Raw genomic sequence first — 25,793 nt, 5'->3', positions numbered from 1 at the left:
CATAATGCGCGGGTGCTGAAAATACCTTACGAACTCTGGATCGGCGCCCGCTATGCGGGCCTGGCCCGACTGGGCCAGCGCCGCGGGCGGCGCGATCGCTTCATCTCCTTCATCGCGGCCTCTTCGATGGCCGGCATCGCGCTGGGCGTGGCAGCCCTGATCGTGGTGCTTTCCGTGATGAACGGCTTCCAGAAAGAAGTGCGCGACCGCATGCTGTCGGTCCTGCCGCACATCGAAATCTACATCCCGGGCGCGGTGCCCGAGCGCGTGCTGGAGCAGTGGCGGCAGTTCGCCGCCACGGCGGCCCAGAATCCGCAGGTCAAGGGCGAGGCGCCCTTCGTGGCCGCCGGCGGCATGCTGGCGCGCGGGCAGTCGCTGCGCGCGGTGCAGGTGCGCGGGATCGACCCCGAGCTCGAAGGGCAGGTGTCCGATCTGCCCAAACAGATGGTCAGCGGAAAACTGACCGATCTCACGCCGGGCAGCTTCAAGGTGGTGTTGGGCAGCGACCTGGCCAACGCCATGGACGTGAAGCCTGGCGACACCGTATTGATGCTGGCGCCCCAGGGCAGCATCAGTCCGGCCGGCTTCGCGCCGCGCATGCGGCAGTTCACCGTGGCGGGCACGTTCTCCTCGGGTCACTACGAATATGACTCGTCCATGGTGTTCGTCAATGCCGAGGACGCCGCCAAGGTGTTCCGCGACAGCGGCACGGCCGGCGCGCGCCTGCGGGTGGCCGACATGACGCGCGCCCCGGAGGTCGCCGCCGAGCTGAACAAGGCGCTGCCCCCGTACGTGATGGCGAGCGACTGGTCGCGCAACAACCGCACCTGGTTCGCTGCCGTGCAGACCGAAAAACGCATGATGTTCCTGATCCTGGCGCTGATCGTGGCTGTGGCCGCCTTCAACCTGCTTTCTTCGCTGGTGATGGCGGTCAAGGACAAGCAATCCGACATCGCCATCCTGCGCACCCTGGGAGCGGGGCCGGGCGAAGTGGCCCGCATCTTCCTGGTGCAGGGCGCCCTGATCGGCGTGATCGGCACTGCCCTGGGCGTGGGGGGCGGCATGCTCATCGCCTATAACGTCGATGTCATCGTGCCCTTCATCGAAAACCTCCTGGGGGTGCAGTTCCTGCCGCGCGAGATCTACTTCATCAGCGCCTTGCCGTCCGATCCGCGCGCCGGCGACATCGTCGCCATCGGCCTGACTTCGCTGGTGCTGTCGTTGCTGGCCACTCTTTATCCCAGCTGGCGCGCCTCGCGCCTGCAGCCGGCCCAGGTGTTGCGCCATGACTGATCTCATCCCAACGCCCGATGGCCCGCAGGAAGTCGCGGCATGCGCGCCCGCCTTGCGCGCCGAGCACCTGAGCAAGGTCTATGACGAAGGCCCGGCGCGCATCCAGGTGCTGGACGATGTGTCGCTGGAAGTGGCGCGCGGCGAAATGGTTGCCATTGTCGGCGCCTCCGGGTCCGGCAAGAGCACGCTGTTGCATATCCTGGGGCTGCTGGATGTGCCCAGCAGCGGCAGCGTCGAAGTCGACGGAACGTCGTCGGCCGGGTTGTCCGAGTCGCGCAAGAGCGCCCTGCGCAACCGCGCCCTGGGTTTTGTCTATCAATTCCATCACTTGTTGCCGGAGTTTTCGGCGCTGGACAACGTGGCGATGCCGCTGATCGTGCGCCGCATGGCGCGCGAGGCCGCGCGCGAGCAGGCCGCGATCGTGCTGGAGCAGGTCGGGCTGGCTGCAAGGGCCGGGCATTTCCCCGGCCAGCTGTCGGGCGGCGAGCGTCAGCGCGTGGCGCTGGCGCGCGCGTTGGTGTCCCGTCCGGCCTGCGTGCTGGCCGATGAGCCCACCGGCAACCTGGACCGCCATACGGCGCAGGCCATGTTCGAGTTGCTGACGCGGGTGAACCGCGAGTCGGGCACGGCCTTCATCATCGTGACCCATGACAATGAGCTGGCCTCGCGCGCCGACCGCCAGCTGCACATGGATAACGGCCGCTTGCTGCCCGGCTAGGGCGGCAGCGCCACCCAGGCATGCTGATCGATACCCACTGCCATCTCGATGCCGCGGAGTTCGACGCCGACCGGCTGGAGGTGGCAGCGGCGGCCAGGGCGGGCGGCGTGGGCGGCATCGTGATTCCTGCGGTGGCGGCCGGAAACTTCGAGGCAGTGCGCGCCTTGGCTCATGCCATCGAAGGCGGCGCCTACGCGCTGGGCATCCATCCGCTTTATGTCGAGCAGGCGCAAGCCGGCGATCTGGGCCATCTGCGCCGCGCCATCGAGGCGGCCATGCCCGACCCGCGCTTTGTCGCCATTGGCGAGATCGGCCTGGATTTCTTCGTCGAGGCGATCGCCAGCGGCGCGGCGCGCGAGCGCCAGGAGCAGTACTATGCCGCCCAATTGGGGCTGGCCGCCGAGTTCGGCCTGCCGGTGCTGCTGCATGTGCGCCGCTCGCAGGACATCCTGCTCAAGTACCTGCGCCGCCAGCCGGGCGTGGCCGGCGGCATCGCCCATGCCTTCAACGGCAGCGTGCCCCAGGCGCGCGCCTTTGTCGACCGTGGTTTTGCCCTGGGCATGGGCGGCGCCATGACCTATGCACGCGCATTGCGCATCCGCGCTCATGCGCAGGACTTCGGGCTGGAGCATCTGGTGCTGGAAACCGATGCCCCCGATATTCCGCCGGCCTGGCTGATGACCGAGCCGCGTCGCAACAGCCCGGGCGAGTTGCCGCGCATTGCCGCCGAACTCGCCACCCTGCGCGGCTGCGGGCCGCAAGAGGTGGCGCGGCAGACCACCGCCACCGCCTTGCGCGTTCTGCCGCGCCTGCAGCAGGCGCTGGCCGGCTGAGCACCCGGATTCAGGAAATGCCTGCGGCACCCGCGGCCTGAACCCGCCTGCCCCATTTTTCATACGCGTGGCGGCTGGGATCTACACCAGCCTGCCGGCCCGGCCCAGGCTCGCAGGCCCATCGGGTATCATGCCGCAGCCGGGCGGAATCGCGTCCGGCGGCGGGGGGCCGCAACCCATTCTCTCTGGTTTAACGTATGTCGCTGATCGAATTCACGCTTGCCGAAGGCAGTGCCTTTATCGAAATCAACCAGTTGCTCAAGGCGACGGGGGTGTGCGATAGCGGCGGGGCTGGCAAGGCGCTGGTGGCGCAGGGCCTGGTGCGTGTCGGCGGCGAGCTTGAAACCCGCAAGACGGCCAAGATCCGGGCCGGCCAGATCGTGACCTGTGGCAGCGAGCGCATCGTGGTGCGAGCTGCCGAGACGCCCTCCGACGACGCCTGACCATGCTGCGAGCCGCCATGAAATTCAAGATGTCCCAGAACTCCATCTTTGCCGTGCTGATGCGTTCGCCGTGGTGGATGAGTGCCGGGCTGGCCTTGTTGCTGAGCGTGGGCGGCGCGGCGGCCCTGCCACGGGATTTCGCCGCGGTTGGCGTGTTCGCGGCGGTGCCGTTCGTGGTGATTGCGGTGCTGGCCGGCGTCCGGCAATGGCGCCAGCCTTCGGAAGAGCGGGTGCTGGCGGTGGCGCAGGCGCTGGCAGGGATGGGCTGGAAAGAGGCGGCCGCGGCATTCGAGGCGGGTTTCACGCGCGACGGCAGCCAGGTGCAACGGCTGGATGGCCCGGGCGCCGATTTCGCGCTGCAACGCAAGGGTCGGGTGGCCGTGGTGAGCGCGCGTCGCTGGAAGGCGGCCCGCATCGGCATCGAACCGTTGCGCGAACTGCAGGCTGCCCGCCAGCAACGCGGTGCGCAGGAGGCTGTGTTCGTTGCGTTGGGGGAGGTCTCCGATAATGCCTGGGTCTATGCCCGGGAGCATGGCATCGCGCTGATGGCCGGCCCCGAGCTGGCCCGGCTGCTGCGCCACCAGCGCATCTGAGCCCTGGCAGGGTGCCGATGCGCCACCGACGGCGCAGATGGTTGCAAAAATGAGATGCTGTATTGCTGTCGCCGGCCGGCGTGTTTGGCCATTTCCGGCCGATGAGCGCGGTACTATTTCCGGCGTCCGATGCCGGTGTCGCCGGCATCTCCCTTTTCCGGAGCGATGTTTTCCCATGAGATCCCTGAGCCTGGCTGCGGCCGTGCTGACGACGGCAGCCCTGTTGGCCGGCTGTGCTTCCAAGGTGGCTTCTTCTGATCAGTATTCGGGTTTCCTGAACGCTTACGGGCGTCTGGAACACACTCGGACAGCCAGCGGTCATGAAGTGCTGCGCTGGATCGATCCCACATACAAAGAATCGAACTACCGGGGCATTTTCCTGGCCCCGGTGGTGTATCACCCCGAGCCGAAACCGACGCCACGTCTGTCGGCCCAGTCGCTGGACCGGATCAAGGCTTATGCCGACGAGCGCATCCGGGCCGCCATCGGCCAGCGCCTGCCCTTGGTCGAGCGCCCGTTTGGCCAGGGGCTGCTCAATGCCGAGATTGCCATCACCGCCGTGTCGGCGGAGAACGAGGGCATGGCTTTCTACGAGTTTCTGCCTATCGGGGCGGTGATTGCGGGCTCCATGGCGGCTTCCGGGTATCGCAGCCAGCATTCGGTGTTGCTGATGGAGGTGCGCGTGCGTGATCAGGACACCGGCGAGGTGGTCATCGAAGCCGTGCGCAAGGGTTTCGGCAAAAGTGTCAGCAACGACAGCAAACCCATCACGCTCGAGGAGATCCAGTCGGCGGTTGACGATATCGTCGCGGACATCGCGGGCTTTCCCCGCCAGGGCTGAGGCCGATCCCCCGCTTTGGTACGATGCCGGCAAACAAACGCCGGCGCCTTGTCATGCCCGCGCATCCCGCGACGGGAGATCGCGCCGCTCGGGGGAAAAATGAAAAGGACCTTGCTGTCGGCCATGGCCGGCCTCTCGATGTACGCCTTGCCCATCGCGTCGGCGGCGGCCGGCCAGATCGCCTATCTGGGCCCGGCAGGCTCATGGACGCACCAGGCCTGTCTGGATCTGTTCGGGCCGGATAACCTCGTGCCCTTGTCGCGCGACGAGTTGTTTGCGCGTTACCAAAGCGGCGAGATCGAGCAGGCCTGCGTGCCCGTGACGACCTCGGTGGTCGGCGTGACGCCGTATCTGGACGCGGTGCTGGATATGCCCAACACGCTGGTGGTGGCCGAGTATCCCAAGAGGCTGGGCTACAGCCTCTTGGCCAGGCCCGGCACCAAGCTGGCTGATATCAAGGAGGTGCTGGCGCACCCGGTGGCCTTCGAGGAGGTCCAGCCCTGGATCGACAAACAGATGCCCGCCGTCAAGCGCCGCGAGGCGGCCAGCGCAGGCGCGGCGGCCAAGGCCGTGGCCGAAAGCGACGGGCATGACAAGGCATCATTCGGCCCCAAGGTCGGCGCTTCGGTGTACTCCTTGGTGCCGTTGATCGACGGCATCGAAGAGGGCCCCCACAATGTCACCCGATGGTGGGTGCTGGGTCGCAAACTGCGGGCGCCCAGCGGCAACGATAAAACGTCGCTGCTGGTGGAGACCTCCGACGATCGCTTCAGCGGTGTGCTGCGCGCGTTGCTGAACGGCGGGGTGCCCGTGCTGACCATCTACGAGCGCCCCAGCAAGAAAACCCTCGACACCCACCGCTACCTGATCGAAGTCGCCGGGCATGCGAAGCAGGAGCCGCTGGCATCGGTGCTGCAGGCCAGCCCGGATTTCCGCGTGCTGGGCTCGTATCCCCGTCGCTAGGCCACGGAGCCGGGTTGTCTGCCACGACTGCCCGGCGCCGGCGCCGGCGCGTAGCGGCAGGGCGCACATCAGGCGCAAGGACGGGGCAGGCGTCTAGCCGTCAGTGATACTAAAGCCCAACAGTACGCTGGCCGTGCCGGTCGGGGTTGTGATCTTGACCAGTATGCGGTCTTCATAGATGCCGGCAGGAATTGCCCTGTACGGCTTGGTCTCCCAGCCGCCTCGATCCTGGAACCCGATGAACAAGGCGTTCTCGCCAGTGCGACGGTCATACAGGATTTTCTTCGTGACCAGTGGCCTCAGGAAATCCGCAACGGTGACTGCCGCCGTATCGCTGGCATTGCGCGGTTCGACACTGACGCTGACCGACTCGGGGTTAGAGGCATAAGCCAGGTTGACCGACCCTACCTGGGCGGTGAACCCCGCGCCAGCCTGTTTGGTCAAATACATCAAGTACCAGCGGTCGGTCTCGAGCACGCTGGTAAACGCCCCTTTGGGAAGCGGTGGCAACCAGGTGTCCGTGTATGTGCCGGTCACCTCGTCACTGGACAGGGTGCCGCGCAGGGCGACAGCCTTGACCTGCCCACCCGCGATGTCCTTGCCCGAACTGGCGCGGTAGTTGCCGCTGCTATCGGCCGTTACGCGCACCTCCGTGTCCCCGGGGAATGTCACCTTCACTTCGACCCCCGGATCAGCGGTTCCTTGCACCGTGACATGCCCGTTTCGGGCGTCGGTCGTCATGGACGAGATCGTCGGCGCAGCGGGTGGGCGCAAGTCGACCACTTCGTCTTCATAGTGCCGGCTGGCTTGCGGACTCTCGTTGCGCGCGGCGTCGGTCGCCCGGGCCTTGATTTCGCCGGTCGGCACATCGCCATCCGAGGTTGCCGTGAACGCACCGTTTGTGGCGTCTGCCGTGCCGGTTTTGGTGCTGCCATCGGGGAAGGTGAGGGTTACCTCGGCGCCTGGCTCGGCCGTGCCCGTCACCGTCACGCGTCCCGAGGAGCTGTCTGTCGCAACGCCTGTGATGACGGGCGCATCGGGTGCCGTTTTGTCGACGCTATCGTCATAGCGTCGGGTCACCTCAGCACTTGCATTGCCTGCGGCATCCGTGGCTTGTGCGCGGATTCCGCCCGACGCGATATCGGCGTCGGAAGTGGCGCTATAGCTGCCATCGCGTCCAGCGGTCGTGTTTTTGTGGCTTCCATCCGGGAAGGTGACGCGCACGGCGGCCTCGGGCTCGGTGTGTCCGGTGACCGTCACCCGGCCTGTCTCGGCTGCTGTGGCAAGCTCTGTGATGGTCACGACCGGTGCGACCTTGTCCACCGCATCGATGTAGTCGCGCGTTGTCTCAGGGCTTTTGTTGCCCTGTGCATCGGTGGCGGATGCCTTGATGGCCCCCGAGGACACATCGTTCTCGGATGTGGCGGTGTAGGCGCCGCCTTCCGTTGCCGTCACCGTCTTTTCTGTGCCGTCCGGGAAAGTGACCGTGACGGTGCTGCCGGGTTCGGCTGTCCCTGTCACCGTCAGACGCCCATGAGTGGTATCCGGCGTCAGCGTCGTGATGAGGGGGGCTGCCGGCGGTGTCTTGTCGACCGTGTCGGCATAGTCGCGCCTCGCCTCGGGGCTGACGTTGCCCGCCGCATCCCGCGCGCTGGCCCTGAAAATGCCCGCTGGCACATCGCCATCCGAGGTGGCGGTAAAGACGCCGGAAGTGGCATCGGCCGGGACGGTTTTGCTTGCCCCGCCCGGCAACGTCACCGTGACCGTGCTGCCCGGCTCGGCCTTGCCTGTGACAGTTACCACGCCCGTCGTGTCATCGGTGTCGACGGTGGTGAATGTCGGCGCAGGCGGCGCCGTCTCGTCGGTGTAGGCGTGCGTGGCGGCCGGGCCGGTGTTGCCTGACTTGTCAGTCGCCGTGGCGGTGATGTCGCCCGATGGCACCGGACGCGCCGATGAGGCCGTATAGCTGCCATCCGTGCCCGCCATCGTTGTCTTCGTTTCGCCACCCGGCCACGCGATCGTGACCGTGCTGTGCGGCTCGGCCGTGCCTGTCACCGTGACCCGTCCACTGGCGTCGGCCCGCGCGGATGTGATGACCACGCCTTCTGGCGCGGTTTTGTCCACGTCGTCGGTGTAGGCCTTATTTGCCTGCGGACTGTGATTGCCGCTGGCATCGGTGGCGATGGCGGTGATATTTCCCGACGCGGTTACGTCCCGCGGCGAGGCTGCGCTGTAGTTGCCGCCGGCATCAGCCGTCACGGTGATGGTCTGGCCGTCCGGGAACCGCAGGGCGATGCGCGCGCCGGCCTCACTGGCGCCTGTCACCGTCACCTTTCCGGTTGCCGGGTCGGTCGTCGCCGCGATGATGCTGACCGCAGGCGCTGTCGTGTCGATGTAGGCTTGCGTGATGGGCGGACTTTCATTGCCGGCCTTGTCGCGTGATTTGGCCTTGATATCGCCGCTGGGCATACTGCCATCGGAGGTCAACGTGAATCTGCCCTCGCCATCCGCCTTGGCGGTCTTGCGCGTGCCATCCGGGAAGGTGATTGTCACGTCGGCGTCGGCCTCGGTTGTGCCGGACACGGTCACGCGGCCGGTGGCCGCGTCCGCGGTTGTCCCGGTGATCGTGATCGCCGGTGGCGTCCTGTCCACGGTGTCGGTGTACTGGCGGGTCACCTCGTCGCTGGTGTTGCCCGCCGCATCCGTGGCCGATGCCCGGACCATGCCCGAAGGCACATCCCGCGCCGAGGTCGCGACGTAACGGCCATCGCCGTCGGCGCGTACCGTTGTGGTCGTGTCGTTCGGGAAGGTAACCGTGACGTCGGCCCCCGCCTCGGCGGTGCCGGTCACCGTCAGTCGGCCGTCGTCCTCGCTGGCCGTCAGGGTCGTGATCGTGGGGGGCTCAGGCGCGCTCTTGTCCGCCTCGTCTGTATAGCGCCGGAAGGCTTGGGGGCTTTTGTTGCCCGCCGTGTCCTGGGCCTGCGCCGCAATCATGCCCGAGGGGATGTCGTGGTCGGAGGTCACTGTATAGCTGCCGTCGGCCTCGGCCCGGCCCATTTTTTCGGTGCCGTCCGGAAAGCGAACCAGCACCTTGGCGTCGGGTTCGGCCATCCCTGTCACCGTGACGCGCCCGGTATCGGCATGCGTAGCCGTACCTGAGATCGTCACGGCAGGCGGCGTTCTGTCTACGTCATCGGCATACTCACGGCTCGCCTTGCCACTGGTATTGCCGCTGGCGTCGGTGGCATTGACCATGATCGTGCCTGACGGTACGTCGCCATCCGAGGTCGCCGTGTAGGTGCCGTCCGCATCCGCACGGACGGTTTTGGTCGTGCCGTCCGGGAAGGTAACCGTGACCTCGGCGCCGGGCTCGGCGCTGCCGGCCACCGTCAGCCGGCCATCGTCCGGGTTCGTGCTCAGCGTGGCGATGACGGGCGTGCCGGGCGGCGTCTTGTCATGGTTGTCCTTGTACAGGTGGCGCGAGGCAACTTCGCCTTCATCCGCTTTGGGAACCCGCACGGCCTGCAGCTCGCCCGAGGGGATATCCCCGGCCGATGTGACGCGGTAATGGCCATCGTCTCCGACCGGGACCCTGACGCGGCTGTGGTCGGTGAAACGCAGCTCCACTTCGCTGCCCGGTTCGGCCAGCCCGGTCACCGTGACGCGTCCGGTCCCGGCGTCCGTGGTCACCTCGTCAATGGTTGGTGCCACGATGGCGGGCGGCACGTGTTCGACGACGGTGCGCGCCTCCTTGTGGGTTTCCGGATCAATGGCCTGCACCATGATTCTCCCTTCCGACACGCGCTTGCGCGAGCCGACCCGGAAGTTGCCTTTGTCATCGGCGCGCACCGACATGGCTTCCCCTCCGGGGAAGACCACGCGCACCTCCATCATGGGTTCGGTATTGCCGTCCAGGATCACAGAGTGATCGACAGGGTTGACCGCCTTGGTCATCACGACCACACGGAGATCCCCGAGGGTCACTTCGTCGACATAGGGGTATGTCAGTTCGCGGCTGCGGTCGCCCCGTGTATTGGCGGCGCCCAATACCACTGCGCCACTGGGCTGGTCGTGTTGCGATGTATAGCTGAAGCGGCCGGCGACATCGGCCGTGACGGACCCGGACGAGCCGTCGGGCATGCGCAAGCTGACGGTCGCTCGCGGCTGGGTCAGCCCTGTGACGGTCACACGACCGTCGACCGGGTGGGTGCTCACCAGCGATAGGCTCAGGGGCAGGGTGATCTCTTTGTGCCGCGTATTGAGCACGATGCGGTTTTCGCGTTCGACCAGCGCATGGCGAGGGTTGTCCAGCGAGAATGCCGGCGCGCCCGAAGCGCCCCGGCGCAACTGTTTCGACAAGGGTTCGGAAAAGTGGATGAACAGACCGAGTTGCACGCGGGTCTGACGCTCCCCGCCCACCACCTTGATCTGCTCCAGCCCCAGGCTGACCAGTGGTACGGGGCGATACTCGAGGCCATACTTGAAGCCGGAGGCGCGGTCCTGAACGCGGCCTGTGTCGAAGTAATCGATGTTGGCGCCGTTCCAGCGGAAGTAGGCCGCCTTCAGGCTCAGGCCCGGCGCGACGGAAGGTTGATATCTGCCACCGATGTCCATGCCCGATGCGGGTCGCTCCTGGCGGCGTCCATCGCGCTTGGCGCCTCTCCACTGGGACATCGGCACATAGACGTTGCCGTACAGGGTGAATTCCGGTGCGATTGCCTCGATGCCCACGGAGCCGCGCAGATGCTGCTTGCCGAACTCATAGTCCAGAAAGGCATTGGCGCCGAGCATGAGGGCTTCGTTCACGTCGCGCCGGTACACCAGGCCCGCATTGGCGGTAGGCCTGTCGTTCTGGTTGTGCGCGCCCAGTTGCAACAGGCCCGTGTTCGGACCGGCCCGATACACCTCATCGATGGTGTCCAGTTGCAGGGCGCTGCGCCCGGTATGAAAGTCATGGCTGAGCCCCCCTTGCAGGTTACGCAGAAACGGCAGGCCGGAGTCCTTCACCGCCTGCACGCCGCGCTGCAAGGAGGCGTTGACCTGGGCCTGGGCTTCGCGCTTGAGATAGTCGGCATTCAACTGTCCATCCCGCCGTCCCTCGGCCTGCGCCCGGGCCAGGGATTCGACCTGGCCGGCGAGCCTTCTCGACCAACCGGAGTCCCGGCCTTGTTGCGCGGCCACAGGCACGGTGGGCGCTTCCTGAGCCAGGGCCGACAACGGCAACAGGGCCTGCGTTACCAGACTGCCACCGACCGCGATCGCCACGACATCGCGGCCGCGCGAACCCCGGCGGCGCGAAGCACGTGTCGACCTGCTGTTTCGCGCCCGCTCATCGGCCACCACCCAGGCGCGTCGCGCTATAGACCAAACCACACGGTAGAGTTTTTTGTTCATCTTGTTCCTTGGATGATGTTCGGTGCCGGGCGCTGAACATCAGCGGGCAAAGCTTCGCCCTGACCGCTGGGAAACGGCCTGTCTGTCGAAAGGGGGAGGGAAATGCCTGGAATGCTCGGGCGCAAGAAACCGCATTGCGGCGCCGGTCAATGCACGAGGCTTTATGTCACGACGCGAACCTTATCGATTGCATGGGGCGTCGAAAATCAATGGATGCTGATAAATACGCAGGAAATCTCTTTGTTCGTGTGGAGATAGGGCTCGTGGACGAAAAACCGCGCCATTCTGGGGCGGTCTGTCCTGCGGGCGTTGCGCTCTGCGTCGATGGCCGATCTGCTTCGGGCCGGCTGCGTGCACTCCTCAGGGATGCCTGTGTTCACTCTTGCGCTGTTGCCCGGGCGCGCCATGGACGCTGTCGGGCTGTGCGTGATGCGTCGGGTGAAGGGCATGAAGCGTTGGGGGGCAGCGGCGCCATTGTTGGCGTTTTGCGTGGGGGTGGCTCAGTGTCAGGGGTGGCCGGACCTGCGGCCTTTGTGGGCGATCTGCGGAGGCTGGGCGCTGGGTTTGCTGGCCGGCTGGGCAGCAAGCCGGCGATGGGCGGCCTGGCGGGGCGCGCAGGTGCGCGCCTGGTGGCGGGTGGCCCTGGCGTTATGGCTGGGGGCAGTGTGGGCGGCAGGGTGGGGGCAGCTGCGTTTGGGCGAGCGGCTGGCCGATGCGGCCGATGACCAGATATTCGCCTTGCCGCTGACGATTGCCAGTCTGGTGCAGGGCGATGCGTCGGCGCGGCAATTCCTGGCGCAGGTGAACGCGCCGCGCCCTGCCGGCGTGCCGGCAAGGCTGGCGGTGACCTGGCGCGCCTTGCCGGGGGACGCGCGCGGCGTGCCGGAACTGATCCCCGGAGAGCAGTGGCGCATGGTGATGGTGCTGCGCCAGCCCTACGGTAACTTCAACCCGCAGGGGCCGGATCGCGAGGCGCGCTGGTTTGCCGCGGGCGTGGGGGCGACGGCCACGGTGCGCGGCACGCCGCGCCGGCTCTCGCCAGCCAGCGGTCATTGGGTCGATCGGGCGCGCCATGCCGTGCGCGAGCGCCTGCGCAAGGCGGTTGGCGAGCAGCGCTACACCGGGGTGCTGCTGGCCCTGGTGATGGGGGACCAGCAGGCGGTGCGCCCGGAGGATTGGAGGGTGTTTAATCGCAGCGGGATCACGCACCTGGTGTCCATCAGCGGGTTGCACGTGACGATGCTGTCGGGGCTGGCGGCCGGCTTGGTCCGCCTGCTGTGGCCGCATCTGCGCTGGCGCGGGCGGTATCTGGCCGAGCGCTGCCCAGCCCAGCGGCTGGCGGGGCTGACGGCCATGTTGACGGCGCTGGCCTATTGCCTGCTGGCCGGCTGGAGCGTGCCGACGCGGCGCACGTTTTTCATGCTGGCGGTCGTGGCGGCGGCCAGCCAGCTGGGGCTGTCGCCCGGCGCTCCACTGGTCCTGCTGGCCGCGGCGGCGGCGGTGCTGGCCTTGGACCCCTGGGCGGTGCTGGCGCCCGGTTTCTGGTTGTCGTTCGGTGCCGTAGCCATCCTGATGCGGGTGGTGCTCGCGCCGCGCGCGCAGCGGGGGTGGCCGCGTTTGCGCAGCCTACTGGCGGACTTCGCCCGGACGCAGGCGGCGGTGACGATCGGCTTGCTGCCCCTGCTGGCCTGGTGGGTGGGCGCGGTGTCCTTGCTGTCGCCGCTGGCCAATGCGCTGGCCATCCCGTGGATCAGCCTGTTGGTGACGCCGCTGGCGCTGGCGGCGGGCGCGTTGGCCTGGTTGCCCGGCCCGGTGGCGGCCTGGCTGGGAGGCGCGGCGCAAGCCTTGTTTGCCGCCTTGATGGCGGTGCTGGCGCCGTTGGCTGCCCATCCCTGGGCCAGCCTGCCGGTGGCGGGGGCGCCGGTCTGGGTGTTGGCCGTGGCGCTGCTGGGCATGGCGTGGTGGTGGCAGGGACAGGGCTGGCCGGCACGCTGGGTGGGTCTGATGTGTCTGCTGCCGTTGCTGACCTGGCGCGAGGAGCGACCGGAGCCGGGCGGTTGGCGGCTGACGGCGCTGGACGTGGGGCAGGGCGGCGCGGTCGTGATCGAGACTGCCCGCCATGTGCTGCTGTATGACACGGGCCCGCGTCACTACCGCGCGGGGGATGAGGGCGAGCGCATCGTGGTGCCGTTTCTGCGCGCGCGCGGCATTGCTCATCTCGATCATCTGGTGGTGTCGCACAGCGACCTGGACCACGCCGGCGGGCTGGCCAGCGTGCTGGCGGCCGTGCCGGTCGGGCAGGCCTGGGCACCGTTTGACCTGCGCACCTGGCTGGCGCGCGAGGCACGTCTGCGCGAGGATGCCACAGCCTTGGCCGCGCCACGCCAGCAGTCTTGCGAGGATGGCCAAGGCTGGGAAATGGACGGTGTGAGGTTCCGGTTTCTGCATCCACCGGCCGGCATGACAGCAAGCTTGCCGCGCACGGCGGGCAACGCGCAGAGTTGCGTGCTGCTGATCGAAGGGCGCTGGCGTCGGGCCTTGCTGCCGGGCGACGTGGCCGTGGCGCAGGAAGCGTTGTGGGCAGACCGCTTGCCTGCTGTCGATGTGGTGCTGGCGCCGCACCATGGGGCGCGTGGCTCCTCGGGGGCGGCACTGGTGGCCGCGTCGCAGGCCCGTCACGTGCTGGTGCAGGCCGGGCGCTGGAGCCGCTTCGGGCATCCCGCTCCCCAGACCGTGCGGCGCTGGCAGCGGGCCGGCGCCGAAGTCTGGCGCAGCGGGCGCGATGGCGCCGTGGTGGTGCAGGGTGGGCGGGTGCTGCAGGTCGACGGATGGCGTAGCCGGGCGCGGCGCTACTGGCATGTTCGGCCTGACGGGGCGGCAGGGGTAAGATGAGGCATCGGCCGCCCCCCGGCGGCTTTCCGGAGAAGTGTATGGCCGAGCCGCGTCTGGATTCCGTTACTTGCGTCAGCCCCGCGGGGTTTCATCGCATGGCGTATTGGGAGTGGGGAGACCCCGACAATCCCCGAGTGGTGGTCTGCGTGCATGGCCTGACCCGCAACGGGCGCGATTTCGATCATCTGGCACGGCGGCTGGCGTCGCGCTATCGGGTGGTCTGCCCCGACGTGGTGGGGCGCGGGCAGTCGGATTGGCTGCTCAACCCGATGCACTACACCATTGCCCAATACGCCTCCGACATGGTGACGCTGCTGGCCCGCCTGCGCCCGGGCACGCTGTCCTGGGTCGGCACATCCATGGGCGGGCTGATCGGGCTGGCGCTGGCCGGCACCCTGGCCATGGCGCGCCAGGCCCACGCACTGCAGACCCATGCCGGCCTGCCGCCCGCCCAGGAACTGCATTTCGAGCATCTGGTGCTCAATGATGTCGGCCCCACCCTGGGGCGCGCCGCGCTGGCGCGCATCAGCGAGCGGGTGGGCGTGCCGCAAGTCTTCGATACCTTCGAGCAGGCGGTCGAGGCTACCAAGGAAACCTGCGCTACCTTCGGGCCGCACACCGAGGCGCAATGGCGCGAGCTGACCGAACATGGCTACATGCAGCTAGGTGGCCACTGGGTCAGGCGCTATGACCTGAAAATCGCGCTGGCGCTGGCGGCACAGGCCAGCCCGGAGGCCTTCGAGGCCGGCGAGCAATTGCTGTGGGCCGCCTACACCGGCCTGAATTGCCCGGTGCTGGTACTGCGCGGCGCCGAATCGGACCTGCTGAGCGCGGAGACGGTCGAGGCCATGCGGCGCTGCCACCCGCGTACCGAGACGGTGAGCTTTCCCGGTGTGGGCCATGCGCCGACCCTGATGTCGGCCGAACAGATCGATCCGGTGGCCCGATTCCTGCAGGCGTAGCGGGCCAGCCTCGCGCTACTACAATAAATGCCATGACTGCTCTGAACATAGACCTGCATTGCCATTCGTCGGTATCCGACGGCATGCTGGCGCCGGCCGACGTGGCCCGGCGCGCGCACGCCAACGGCGTCGATGTCTGGGCCCTGACCGACCACGATGAAGTGGGGGGGGTGGACCAGGCGCGTGCGATGGCCGCCGAATTGGGCATGCGCTACCTGACCGGGGCCGAAATCTCGGTGACCTGGGCTGGCCATACGGTGCACATCGTTGGCTTGAACTTCGATGAGCGCAATCCGGTCCTGGTGGAGGGCCTGCGCAAGACACGCGCCGGGCGGGCAGGGCGCGCGCGCGAGATCGGCGAGCGCCTGGCCGCGCTGGGTTTTCCCGGCGCCTACGAAGGGGCCCTGCCGTTTGCCGGCAACCCTGAGCTGATCAGCCGCACCCACTTTGCCCGCTATCTGGTCGAAGCGGGCTTCTGCCCGGATGTCCAGACCGTCTTCAACAAGTATCTGGGTGACGATTGTCCCGGCCATGTACCGATGCAGTGGGCCACGCTGGGCGAAGCCGTGGGCTGGATCCTGGGGGCGGGCGGGCGCGCCGTGATTGCCCATCCCGGGCGCTACAAGTACACGCCGTTGCAGTTTGCGGCCCTGTTCGATGAGTTCATTCAGCTGGGCGGCGAAGGCATCGAGGTGATGACCGGCAGCCATACCCCCCAGGAAGCCATGCGCTATGCCGACGTGGCGCGCCACTATGGCTTTCTGGCCTCGCGCGGCTCGGATTTCCACGGCGTGGGCGAGAGCAAGGCCGACCTGGGGCGCTTGCCGCCACTGCCGGCCGATCTCAAGCCGGTCTGGCACGACTGGCTGTAGGCGCCTGCGCCAGCCCCCTTTGTTTCCCTGGAGGGAGAGCCATGAACAAGGCTTTTGTCAAAGAAACCGATCGCGACGACGACGAGGACCTGCCCGAGGCGCTGGTCCTGCCGGCCGGCATGCGCAACTACATGACCCGCGAGGGCTACGCGAGGCTGCGCGACGAGTTGGCCGAACTGATGAACGTCGAGCGTCCGGCCGTGGTCCAGGTGGTTTCCTGGGCGGCCTCCAATGGCGACCGGTCGGAGAACGGGGATTATCTCTACGGCAAGAAGCGTCTGCGCGAGATCGACCGGCGCATGCGTTTTCTGACCAAGCGGCTGGATATCGCCGAAGTGGTGGATGCCTCGCAGCAACCCAATCGTGACCAGGTTTTCTTCGGGGCGACCGTGGTTTATGCCGATCAGCACGGCGAGGAAACCACGGTCACCATCGTCGGGGTCGACGAAGCCGAACCGCTGGCCGGACGCATCAGCTGGATTTCGCCGGTGGCGCGGGCGTTGATCAAGGCCCGTGAAGGCGACACGGTGATTCTGCGCACGCCGGGTGGCATCCAGGAGCTGGATATCCTGGAAGTGCGCTATCCCGACCCCCAGGATTGACCGGCGGTACGTGGCTCGCGGTGATGGCGGCAGAATAAATAACGGGCGCTGGTCACTGACCAGCGCCCGTTGGCGTCGGAGGGATTATTGACGCCCCTGCCTTGCGCTGGTGGCTTGAAGCCACCATTCCCCTTGGGCTGCTGCGGTTTTCCTGCGGGTGCAGCGGTGCTGAGCCCTGTGCCCGGAAGTGATTTTCCGGCACCGTCGGGCACAGTGTAGGGCCAGGTGGCGCGAGAAATCGAGAGAGGGTTTTCCTGGGCTGGCGCAGGGGCTTTGGCCCCTGGCGAGGCCTGGGTCTCACAAGCGGGTAAAATCACGACTTCCCTTTGGCTTTCTCTTTTACCCTACGGCGCCGCATCGTGTCCCTTGTCCAGCATCTGCCCGGTTCCTCCGTCCTGTCCGAATTCCGTCGTGAGCGTCTGCTCGCGCAGCTGAAAAAGGCTGGTCTGCCTGTGGCGGACGTCTCTGCTCGCTATGAGCATTTTGTGCAAACCGACCAAGCCCTGTCGGCCAGCGAGCAGTCCCAGCTCGTCCAATTGCTGGATTACGGCACGCCGGTGACGGCCACGCCGTCGTCCAAGAGCCTGGAGTTGCTGGTGATTCCGCGCCTGGGCACGATTTCGCCCTGGGCCAGCAAGGCCACCGACATTGCCCGCAACTGCGGTCTGAGCGGTGTGCGCCGCATCGAGCGCGGCGTGCGCTACGTGATCACGCCCGAGCGCGGCCTGTTGGGCAGCAAGACGCTCGACGGTGACATGCTGGCGCGCGCGGCCGATTGCCTGCACGATCGCATGACCGAAACCGTGGTGCAAGGCGATTTCGATGGCCAGGCGCTGTTCACGCCGCTCAGCGGCAAGCCCATGCGCACCGTGGCCGTCAAGGCACAGGGCCGCGCAGCCCTCGAAGAGGCCAACGTCAGCCTTGGCCTGGCCCTCTCCGAAGACGAAATCGACTACCTGACGCAATCGTTTGGCGATCTGGGGCGCGACCCCACCGACGTCGAACTGATGATGTTCGCCCAGGCCAACAGCGAACACTGCCGCCACAAGATCTTCAACGCCGACTGGGTGATCGACGGCCAGACGCAGCCGAACACGCTGTTCGGTATGATCCGCGCCACCCACAAGGCGCAGCCCAAGGGCACGGTGGTGGCCTATTCCGATAACGCGGCCATCATGGAAGGCGGCCCGGCGCAGCGCTTTCAGGCCGGCGTGCCCGGCCAGGGCGGGGCTGGCGCCCAGACGGCGGCCTACGCCCGCCGCGACGCCGTCGTCCACACCCTCATGAAGGTCGAGACGCACAACCACCCGACCGCCATTGCCCCCTTCCCGGGCGCGGCCACCGGCGCCGGCGGCGAGATCCGCGACGAAGGCGCAACCGGGCGCGGCTCCAAGCCCAAGGCCGGTCTGACCGGCTTTACCGTGTCGCATCTGCGTTTCGACGACGCCCTGCAGCCCTGGGAAGCCGACCATCATGGCCTGCCCGATCGCATCGCCTCGCCCCTGTCCATCATGATCGATGGCCCCATCGGCGGCGCGGCGTTCAACAATGAGTTCGGCCGTCCCAACCTGCTGGGCTATTTCCGCAGCTTCGAGCAGACGGCGGGCGGCACCCGCTGGGGCTATCACAAGCCCATCATGATCGCCGGCGGCCTGGGCAGCATCGACGGCGGCCAGACGCACAAGGATCCGCTGCCCCCGGGCGCGCTGCTGGTGCAGTTGGGCGGGCCGGGTTTTCGCATCGGCATGGGTGGAGGCGCTGCCTCCAGCATGAGCGTGGGCAGCAACTCCGCCGAACTGGACTTCGACTCGGTGCAGCGCGGCAACCCCGAACTTGAGCGCCGGGTCCAGGAAGTCATCGACCGCTGCTGGCAGCAGGGCGACGCCAACCCCATTCTGGCCATCCATGACGTCGGCGCAGGCGGCCTGTCCAATGCCTTCCCCGAATTGGTCAATGATGCGGGCCGCGGTGCCATCTTCGACCTGAAGCGCGTACCGCTCGAAGAATCGGGCCTGTCGCCGGCTGAAATCTGGAGCAACGAGTCCCAGGAACGCTATGTCCTGGCCATTCTGCCCCAGGACCTGCCGCGCTTCGAGGCCATCGCCCAGCGCGAGCGCTGCCCGTTCGCGGTGGTCGGCGTGGCCACCGAAGAGCGTCAGCTGCGCGTGGTCGATGGCGAAGGACTGCCCGGGCTGGATACCGTGCGCCCGCAAGGCGAGAACGAAGTGCGTCCGGTGGATGTGCCCATCGACGTCATCCTGGGCAAGCCGCCGCGCATGACGCGCGATGTGCAGCGCCTGCCGGGCGTGTCCGAGCCGCTGGATCTGGCTGGCATCGACCTGACCGAGGCCGCCTACCGCGTGATGCGCCATCCGACTGTGGCCAGCAAGAACTTTCTCATCACCATTGGCGACCGCACCGTGGGCGGGCTGTCCAGCCGCGACCAGATGGTCGGCCCCTGGCAGATCCCGGTGGCCGATGCCGCCGTCACGCTGGCTGACTACGAAGGCTTCCGGGGCGAGGCGATGGCCATGGGCGAGCGTACGCCGCTGGCCATGCTGGATGCGCCGGCTTCGGGCCGCATGGCGATTGCCGAAGCCCTGACCAACCTGGTCTCGGCTGACGTGGCCAGCCTGGAAGACATCAAGTTGTCGGCCAACTGGATGGCCGCTTGCGGCACCCCGGGCCAGGATGCCGCCCTTTACGATACGGTCTCGGCCGTGAGCGAGCTTTGCCAGGCCGTGGGCCTGTCGATTCCGGTCGGCAAGGACTCCTTGTCCATGAAAACCACCTGGGAAGAAGACGGCGAGTCGCGCCAGGTGATCGCGCCGGTTTCGCTCATCGTGACCGCTTTTGCGCCGGTGGCCGACGTGCGCCAGAGCCTGACGCCGCAACTGCGTACCGATGCCGGTGACACCGTTCTGATCCTGATCGACCTGGGCCGTGGCCGCCATCGCATGGGCGGCTCCATCCTGACCCAGGTCTACAACCAGGTGGGCGAAACCGTACCTGACATCGACCAGGCCCAGGACCTGCGCACCTTCTTCGTGACCATCCGCACGCTGGCCGAAGCCGGCGTCATCCTGGCCTATCACGATCGCTCCGATGGCGGCCTGTTCGCCACGGTGGCCGAAATGGCCTTCGCCGGCCGCACCGGCGTGTCGATCAACGTCGACATGCTGACCTTCGATCCGCAGTCGGCCGATTGGGGCGATTACAAGATCCGTCCCGAACAGGTCGCCGTGCAGCGTGACGAACTGACCCTGAAGGCCCTTTTCTCGGAAGAGGCTGGCGCGGTCATCCAGGTGCCCGCAGCCCAGCGCGATGCCGTCATGCAGGTGCTGCGTGGTGCCGGCCTGTCGGCCCACTCGCATGTGATCGGCGGGCTCAATGGCGCCGACGAGATCGAGTTCTACCGCGATGGCCGCAAGATCTGGGGGCAGCCGCGCGCCGACCTCGGCCGCGCCTGGAGCGACGTCAGCTACCGCATCATGGCCCGTCGCGACAACCCGGCCTGCGCCCAGGCCGAGCTGGATGTCTGGAACGACACTACCGATCCTGGCCTGTCGCCGCGCGTGGCGTTCGACCCCCAGGAAGACGTGGCGGCGCCCTTCATCGCCACCGGCAAGCGCCCGCGCGTGGCGATCCTGCGCGAGCAGGGCTGCAACAGCCAGGTCGAAATGGCCTGGGCCTTCGATACGGCCGGTTTCGAAGCGGTGGATGTGCACATGACCGACCTGCTGGCCGGCCGCAGTGATCTGGCCGGCATGCAGGGCCTGGTGGCGGTGGGCGGCTTCAGCTACGGCGACGTGCTGGGCGCGGGCGAAGGTTGGGCGCGCAGCATCCGCTTCAACAGCAAGCTGGCCGATCAGTTCGCGGCCTACTTCAGCCGCCCGGATACCTTTGCGCTGGGTGTCTGCAACGGCTGCCAGATGATGGCCGCGCTGGCGCCCATGATCCCGGGTGCCGAGTTCTGGCCGCGCTTTACGCGTAACCAGTCCGAGAAGTACGAGGCCCGCCTGTCGCTGGTCGAGGTGCAGGCCTCGCCCTCGATCTTCTTTGCCGGTATGGAAGGCGCCCGCGTTCCGGTGGCTGTGGCGCACGGTGAAGGCTTTGCCGACTTCTCGCAGCAGGGCGATGCCGCCCGCGTGCTGGCCGCCGCGCGTTTCATCGACAACCATGGCAACGTGACCGAAGCCTACCCCTTCAACCCCAACGGCAGCCCGCAGGGCCTGACCGCGGTGACCACGGCCGATGGTCGCTTCACCGTGATGATGCCGCACCCGGAACGCGTGACGCGCAACGTCATGATGTCCTGGGCGCCGCAAAGCTGGGGCGAGCAGGATAGCGGCGGCGCCTTCACCCCATGGATGCGCATGTTCCGCAATGCGCGCGCCTGGCTGAAGTAAGCCGTGGCCGGGCCACGTGCCCGGCGGCGCCACACCCTGACTCCACCTTCGTCGAAGGTGGAGTTTTTATTTCAGGATTGACCTGCTTCCCGTGGTTCGTACGAATCGATGCTGGACAAGGCTGGGCTTCAGGGCCTCCTGAGCCGGAAGTAGCAAGCCCGCAGGCCTAACACGAAGCGGTCAGTGTAGTGATCCAGCAGAGCCTGCTCAAGTTAAGTGGCTAAAGCAAATGCCTGGGCCGGGGTCGTCATACCGAGCGCCAGGTGTGGGCGCCGGCGCGCGGGGGAGTTTTTACGCCTGTTCAGGCGTTCGGTGTGTTTCGCTTGCCCGGCCTCGATAGCCTGATCACATTGAGCGATAACAACATCCCCGGGATACGCCGCTCATGGTGCGCAAGGCAAGAGGCTGCTACACGCCCGCAAGCCGCCTGATGGCGGTGTCTGAGGCTGGGTCCAACGAAACAGCGCCGATCTCAGGGCGCACGCCATCGCCTGCGCAAACGCTCAAAGAATAAGCCTCAGGCCGTAGTGCCAGGCGTTTAGCAACACGCTGGACGCCACCTTTGACGAGGTTGTTCTTTTAGGCGCGATCGGCCTTGGCAAGCAGAAGCACGTCAGGGAAATGTCGTTCACATGCAAAGGAGAGTTCCTGGCAGTGGCGTCGGAATGCCTTTTTAGAATTTACCCACTCTGAAAAAAGGATCACACCTTGACCTCGCATCCTCTTGCACCAGACTGGCAGCAACTCAAACAAACGGGCGATGAGCGCCTGGCCCGCTTCAACGAACTGGACGACCTCTATGTCCTGTGGCCCAGGGCGGGCAGCGCCTGGACGCTGCACCTGCACGAGTTCTTCGCCCAGCGCACCTACCTAACCGACCCTCGTTTCCGGGGGTATTGCGTGATTGGCGATCCTCCCGGGCTGGTGTCGGCCATGAAACCTGTCATGCCCCACCGCGAGGCCGCGATCACGTTCAACGAGTTCGTCCGGCTCAGGCGCAGCAAGGCGCGTGTGGGCCTGCTGGATTTCAGCGGTACGATCACCGAATGGAGCCTGTGGCGTGGCGTACAGGACGGCGTCTTCGATTTCCTCGTTTCTGCCACTGCGCGGGATATCGCTTACATCTACGTGCCCTTGTCGCAGGAGCGCCGCCACTACCTGGAAAATGCCGGGCGCTACGAAGCGTTGGCCGCTTCGATGGATGCGCGTTCGGCCCGTACCCTGTTCGCGCGCATGCATGCCTTTCTGGCGCTGGATCGCGGGCCCATGTTGCGCACCATGACGCCGGTGGAGTTCCAGTATTTCAACGGGGCCTCGCCGCAAGACTCCTTCGTCCCCCGCGCCCGCGAGGTCTATGTCGATGTCGGAGCCAGCCAGGGCGAGCACGTGCTGCGCATGGCCGGCCTGCTCGATGATTTGGATGGCTCGCAATTGTGGGCGCTGGAGCCCAACCGGCAGGAATTCGGGGCCCTGCAAGGCCTGCGCTGGATGCTGCCTGTGCGGGCCCAGCAGGTGGTCGTCTCCGACCAGGCAGGCGGGGAGGTGCTGTTCCATACCTTGCCGGGCAATCCGGAGGGCTCGCATTTTGTCGGGGCTTCGCATGATGCGGCCTGGCGCGAGGCGCATGCCGATAGTATCGACACGCTGCCGCGCGTTACGCTGGATAGCCTGATCTCCCGTGAGGCCACTTTCATCAAGGCGGACATCGAGGGTGGCGAGATGGCGCTGATGCGCGGCGCACGCGGGCATCTGGCGCGTCCGCAATGCCGCCTGAGCATTGCGGCCTATCACTATCCCGACGATCTGCTGGAGATGGTCGATTTTCTGCATGGTCTGGGACGACGGCGGCTGTCCGTGCGCGCCCATCATCCCTCCTTGTACGACCTGGTGCTGTACGCCCACGAGGAGCCGGGTTTCTGAGGGGAGGGCGGCCTGAGCGCGCTATCGTGGCGGTTTCGTACCACCGGCGCCGTGTTCCACCGGCGCTGTCCAAGGAAACACCATGCACATCATGATCATCGGGGCCAGCAAAGGTTTGGGCCGTGCCCTCTTCGAAGGCTTGGGCCGCCCGGGCGATACCCTGACGGGGGTGGCGCGTCGCCCGCCTGTCGCCCTGGCCATGCCGGACGGCGTGGCCCAGCACTGGATCCCTGCCGATCTGTCCCAGCCGGTCACGGCGGCCGACGCCATCGCCCAGGCGGCGCCAGCGGTCATCGATACGCTGATCTACAACCTGGGCATCTGGGAAACCCATGCCTTCAGCCGCGCCTATGATTTTCTGGCCGAGCCGGATGCCGCATTGACCGGTCTGGTGGACGTCAACATCAGCGCCGCGTTGCTGCTGCTCAAACGCCTTTTGCCGCGGGTGCTGCGCGCCAAGCGGCCGCAACTGGTATTGACCGGCTCGACCTCGGGCCTGCGCGGGGCGGGCCGCCCCGAGGTTGCCTTTGGCGCCAGCAAATTTGCCCTTAACGGCATGGCCGAGGCGTTGCGCGAGGGCTATCGAGAGGCGGGCCTGGCGGTCAGCGTGCTGCAGCTGGGGTATCTGAATACCGACGACGGGCTGGCAGTGCCGCGCGAACAGGCCGCCGCCCGCGGCGAAGGCGGGCTGGTGCCGGTGCATGACGTGGTGGCCGTGGTCGATACCCTGATTCGCCTGTCGGGCGCGTCCTTCGTCCGGGAGTTGGTCATGCCGGCGATCGCCGATACGCAGTTCTGAAACTGCCCGGCAGGCTCAAGGCCCGGGTCAGGCCGGCGCAGCAATGTCCTCGCCGTTGGAGGCGCTTTCCAGAGAGTCGCGCAGGCTGGCCACGAAGGCACAGGCGGCCTGCGGCAAGCTGCGTCCGGCAAGTGTCTGTACTTCGAAGTGCCGTTCGTTCATTTCGCGGTCGCGCAAGGGTAAGGCGACCACCTCGCCCCAGCGCAGACGATTGCGGGCCGCCAGTTCCCCGCAAAAGGTGATGCCGCCGCCTGCCGCGGCAAACGCCACCAGGGCATCGACACTGTCGCCGCAGAACACCGGCGACAGCTGCAGCTGCTGGCGGCTGCTGCTGATGTCGATCAGCTGGCGCAAGGTCGAGTCGGGGCCGGGAAGCGCCAGGGGATAGGGCGTCAGTTCGGCCAGCGATACCGACGCGCGCTGCGCCAAGGGATGATCGCGTGCCATTACCGCCCGCACGGGCGCCGGCGTGCGCCACTCGACCCGGACTTCCCGGTGCGAGGTCAGGCTGAGCGTGATTCCGATATCGGCCGTGCCATCGATCACCCGCAGCGGCACCTCACGCTGTGAACAGACCTCCACCGAGAAACGCACGCCGGGATGCGCGCGGCGAAACCGCGCCACCGCCACCGGCACCAGATCGTGCAGAAAGCCCTCGGTGCAGACGATGCGCAGCAGGCCCTCACGCAGGCCGCGCAGGCTCATCATCTCGCTGGCGACCCGTTCTACATCCTGCTGGGCCCGCTTGGCGTAGGTGGCCAGCAATTCGCCGGCGGCATTGAGCGCCATCCCCCGGGCCCGCCGCTCGAACAGCAGGGTGCCCAGCTCGCGTTCCAGCCGGGCGATCTGCCGGCTGACCGCAGAAGGCGCCACATCCAGCCGCTCGGCTGCCAGGCTGACCGAGCCGCAGCGCGCCACTTCCAGGAAGTAGCGCACCGCCATTTCCTGCAGTACCCGGGTATCCATCCGTCTTGACTTCCTAGGTTTGCGTTTTGCGCAATGCACGATTCTAGCAAGTCATATTGCTGCAACGTTAAGCCCGCGCCTAGCATGTCGCGATTGCCCAGGCGCCGGTACAGGCGCATCCCCCTTCACCTAGCGTATCGAGTTCGTCCATGAAGACTGCCTTGCTTTCCGTTGGAGTTGCCCTGGCTTGCCTGGGCACTGCCGCCACGGCGGCCCAGAAGGATTACCCGACCCGGCCCATTACCCTGGTCATCCCGTTCTCGCCTGGCGGCGCAACCGATGTGATCGGCCGCGTAGTGGCCCAGAAGCTCGGGCAGGAGCTGGGCCAGACTGTCGTGGTCGAGAATCGCGCGGGCGCGGGAACCGCCATCGGCGCGGGTTATGTGGCCAAGGCCGCGGCGGACGGTTACACCCTGTTTGCGAGCTCGGGCACCACCTTTACCGTCAACCCGGCGATCCAGAGCACGCTGCCCTACGATCCGGTGCAAAGCTTCGAGCCGCTCGGCATCATCGGCCGCACCGGCCTGGCCCTCCTGGTCAACGCCCGGATTCCCGTGCACAACATCGGGGAACTGGTGGCCTACGTGAAGGCGCGCGGACAGGACGTTCCCGCCTATGGCAGCTTTGGCACCGGCACCACCGCCCATTTCGTGGCCGCGGGTTTCCTGGCCGATGCCGGGATACAGATGACCCACGTTCCCTACAAGGGCAGCGCGCCCGCGATGACCGACCTGATCGGCGGGCAGATTCCGTTCTCCGTCGATACCGTGGCAGCGGCTGTGCCGCACAGCAAGCAGGGCAAACTGCGCGTGATCGCTGTCTCGGCGCCGGCCCGCTCGGCCTTCCTGCCCGACGTGCCAACCTTCGCCGAGCAGGGCTACCCGGCAGTAAACATGGACACCTGGCTGATGATCGCCGCCCCGCGCGGCCTGCCGCCGGAGGTCAAACAGAAGCTGGAAGGCGCTTTGCGCGCCACGGTCGAGTCCCCCGACGTTCGCCAGAGCCTGGAGAACAGCGGTTTCGAGGCGGTGTTCTCCAGCAGCGCCGAGGGCGAGGCCCTCATCGCGCGGGAGCTGCCGCTCATGCGAGAACTGGCCCAGCGCGCCAATATCAAAGTGGATTGAGGAAAGCCGTTATGGTTCTGGATGATTCCCTGGTGTCCTTGAGCGCGGTGCGCCTGCGCCGCATGATCGGAGCGCGCCAGCTGTCGCCGGTCGAGTTGCTGGAGGCCTGCATTGCCCGCATCGAGGCGGTCAACCCTTATATCAATGCCGTCACCGCCACGGCTTTCGA

The 25,793-nt window shown here is 66.9% G+C and carries 17 protein-coding genes and 1 pseudogene; 16 read left to right on the top strand and 2 right to left on the bottom strand.

The window, feature by feature from the left end:
• Nucleotides 1-60: 60 nt before the first annotated feature.
• From A7V84_RS19740 to A7V84_RS19710, 7 genes are all read left to right on the top strand, one after another.
• Nucleotides 61-1,293 (top strand): lipoprotein-releasing ABC transporter permease subunit, encoded by a 1,233-nt coding sequence (locus A7V84_RS19740; RefSeq protein WP_231886845.1) that lies wholly within the window; start codon nt 61-63, stop codon nt 1,291-1,293.
• Nucleotides 1,286-2,011 carry a lipoprotein-releasing ABC transporter ATP-binding protein LolD gene (gene lolD, locus A7V84_RS19735; RefSeq protein WP_025517440.1) on the top strand — a complete coding sequence of 242 codons (726 nt, stop codon included), beginning with the start codon at nt 1,286-1,288 and terminating at the stop codon, nt 2,009-2,011. The genes A7V84_RS19740 and lolD overlap by 8 nt, the downstream gene beginning before the upstream one ends.
• A 20-nt stretch (nt 2,012-2,031) precedes the next feature.
• Nucleotides 2,032-2,844 (top strand): TatD family hydrolase, encoded by an 813-nt coding sequence (locus A7V84_RS19730; RefSeq protein WP_033534000.1) that lies wholly within the window; start codon nt 2,032-2,034, stop codon nt 2,842-2,844.
• 197 nt (nt 2,845-3,041) lie between these two features.
• Entirely contained in the window at nt 3,042-3,287 is a 246-nt protein-coding gene (locus A7V84_RS19725) for an RNA-binding S4 domain-containing protein (RefSeq protein WP_025517435.1), read from the top strand.
• 17 nt (nt 3,288-3,304) lie between these two features.
• Nucleotides 3,305-3,880, top strand: coding sequence for a restriction endonuclease (locus A7V84_RS19720; RefSeq protein ID WP_025517434.1), 576 nt, complete (start codon nt 3,305-3,307; stop codon nt 3,878-3,880).
• A 175-nt stretch (nt 3,881-4,055) separates the two neighbouring features.
• A complete protein-coding gene (locus A7V84_RS19715; protein WP_025517432.1) occupies nt 4,056-4,721 on the top strand; it encodes a DUF3313 domain-containing protein in 666 nt (221 codons plus the stop codon).
• A 63-nt stretch (nt 4,722-4,784) separates the two neighbouring features.
• Nucleotides 4,785-5,684 (top strand): prephenate dehydratase, encoded by a 900-nt coding sequence (locus A7V84_RS19710; RefSeq protein ID WP_412778673.1) that lies wholly within the window; start codon nt 4,785-4,787, stop codon nt 5,682-5,684.
• A 93-nt stretch (nt 5,685-5,777) separates the two neighbouring features.
• Here the strand turns inward: A7V84_RS19710 and A7V84_RS19705 are convergent, their stop codons facing one another.
• Nucleotides 5,778-11,078 (bottom strand): Ig-like domain-containing protein, encoded by a 5,301-nt coding sequence (locus tag A7V84_RS19705; protein ID WP_063492099.1) that lies wholly within the window; start codon nt 11,076-11,078, stop codon nt 5,778-5,780.
• Between the two features lie 372 nt (nt 11,079-11,450).
• On the opposite strand from A7V84_RS19705, the gene A7V84_RS19700 reads away from it, so the two are divergent.
• The 7 genes from A7V84_RS19700 (at nt 11,451) to A7V84_RS19670 (ending at nt 23,534) form a co-directional block, all read left to right on the top strand.
• Nucleotides 11,451-13,970 carry a DNA internalization-related competence protein ComEC/Rec2 gene (locus A7V84_RS19700; RefSeq protein ID WP_231940010.1) on the top strand — a complete coding sequence of 840 codons (2,520 nt, stop codon included), beginning with the start codon at nt 11,451-11,453 and terminating at the stop codon, nt 13,968-13,970.
• Between the two features lie 38 nt (nt 13,971-14,008).
• Entirely contained in the window at nt 14,009-14,932 is a 924-nt protein-coding gene (locus A7V84_RS19695) for an alpha/beta fold hydrolase (RefSeq protein WP_025517427.1), read from the top strand.
• Between the two features lie 32 nt (nt 14,933-14,964).
• On the top strand, nt 14,965-15,804 hold the full coding sequence (locus tag A7V84_RS19690) for a 3',5'-nucleoside bisphosphate phosphatase (RefSeq protein ID WP_081695123.1): 840 nt from the start codon (nt 14,965-14,967) through the stop codon (nt 15,802-15,804).
• A 41-nt stretch (nt 15,805-15,845) separates the two neighbouring features.
• Nucleotides 15,846-16,406 carry a transcription elongation factor GreB gene (greB, locus tag A7V84_RS19685; protein ID WP_025517424.1) on the top strand — a complete coding sequence of 187 codons (561 nt, stop codon included), beginning with the start codon at nt 15,846-15,848 and terminating at the stop codon, nt 16,404-16,406.
• Between the two features lie 359 nt (nt 16,407-16,765).
• A complete protein-coding gene (purL, locus tag A7V84_RS19680; protein WP_063492100.1) occupies nt 16,766-20,815 on the top strand; it encodes a phosphoribosylformylglycinamidine synthase in 4,050 nt (1,349 codons plus the stop codon).
• 708 nt (nt 20,816-21,523) lie between these two features.
• Complete coding sequence (locus A7V84_RS19675; protein WP_025517422.1) at nt 21,524-22,735, top strand: FkbM family methyltransferase; 1,212 nt, start codon at nt 21,524-21,526, stop codon at nt 22,733-22,735.
• A gap of 82 nt (nt 22,736-22,817) precedes the next feature.
• Nucleotides 22,818-23,534 (top strand): SDR family NAD(P)-dependent oxidoreductase, encoded by a 717-nt coding sequence (locus A7V84_RS19670; protein WP_025517420.1) that lies wholly within the window; start codon nt 22,818-22,820, stop codon nt 23,532-23,534.
• A gap of 27 nt (nt 23,535-23,561) precedes the next feature.
• Here A7V84_RS19670 and A7V84_RS19665 read toward each other — a convergent pair whose 3' ends face one another.
• Nucleotides 23,562-24,500, bottom strand: a complete 939-nt coding sequence (locus A7V84_RS19665; RefSeq protein WP_025517418.1) for a LysR family transcriptional regulator — start codon at nt 24,498-24,500, stop codon at nt 23,562-23,564.
• A gap of 149 nt (nt 24,501-24,649) precedes the next feature.
• On the opposite strand from A7V84_RS19665, the gene A7V84_RS19660 reads away from it, so the two are divergent.
• Together A7V84_RS19660 and A7V84_RS21735 are read left to right on the top strand one after the other, a co-directional pair.
• A complete protein-coding gene (locus A7V84_RS19660; RefSeq protein WP_025517416.1) occupies nt 24,650-25,624 on the top strand; it encodes a Bug family tripartite tricarboxylate transporter substrate binding protein in 975 nt (324 codons plus the stop codon).
• A gap of 11 nt (nt 25,625-25,635) precedes the next feature.
• Nucleotides 25,636-25,793 (top strand): annotated as a pseudogene (locus A7V84_RS21735) (amidase); the annotation flags it as partial.

It is taken from the genome of Bordetella trematum (assembly GCF_900078335.1).
GTDB classification, from domain to species: domain Bacteria; phylum Pseudomonadota; class Gammaproteobacteria; order Burkholderiales; family Burkholderiaceae_B; genus Bordetella; species Bordetella trematum.
Note: the sequence above shows the minus strand (reverse complement) of the source record. Positions and strands in the feature narration are given on the sequence as shown.

Excerpts from the sequence above, each read along its gene's own strand:
- lolD (WP_025517440.1), top strand. The coding sequence starts at position 1,286 with ATGACTGATCTCATCCCAACGCCCGATGGCCCGCAGGAAGTCGCGGCA.
- A7V84_RS19730 (WP_033534000.1), top strand. The coding sequence starts at position 2,032 with ATGCTGATCGATACCCACTGCCATCTCGATGCCGCGGAGTTCGACGCC.
- A7V84_RS19725 (WP_025517435.1), top strand. The coding sequence starts at position 3,042 with ATGTCGCTGATCGAATTCACGCTTGCCGAAGGCAGTGCCTTTATCGAA.
- A7V84_RS19720 (WP_025517434.1), top strand. The coding sequence starts at position 3,305 with ATGAAATTCAAGATGTCCCAGAACTCCATCTTTGCCGTGCTGATGCGT.
- A7V84_RS19715 (WP_025517432.1), top strand. The coding sequence starts at position 4,056 with ATGAGATCCCTGAGCCTGGCTGCGGCCGTGCTGACGACGGCAGCCCTG.
- A7V84_RS19705 (WP_063492099.1), bottom strand. The coding sequence starts at position 11,078 with ATGAACAAAAAACTCTACCGTGTGGTTTGGTCTATAGCGCGACGCGCC.
- A7V84_RS19695 (WP_025517427.1), top strand. The coding sequence starts at position 14,009 with ATGGCCGAGCCGCGTCTGGATTCCGTTACTTGCGTCAGCCCCGCGGGG.
- A7V84_RS19690 (WP_081695123.1), top strand. The coding sequence starts at position 14,965 with ATGACTGCTCTGAACATAGACCTGCATTGCCATTCGTCGGTATCCGAC.
- greB (WP_025517424.1), top strand. The coding sequence starts at position 15,846 with ATGAACAAGGCTTTTGTCAAAGAAACCGATCGCGACGACGACGAGGAC.
- A7V84_RS19670 (WP_025517420.1), top strand. The coding sequence starts at position 22,818 with ATGCACATCATGATCATCGGGGCCAGCAAAGGTTTGGGCCGTGCCCTC.
- A7V84_RS19665 (WP_025517418.1), bottom strand. The coding sequence starts at position 24,500 with ATGGATACCCGGGTACTGCAGGAAATGGCGGTGCGCTACTTCCTGGAA.
- A7V84_RS19660 (WP_025517416.1), top strand. The coding sequence starts at position 24,650 with ATGAAGACTGCCTTGCTTTCCGTTGGAGTTGCCCTGGCTTGCCTGGGC.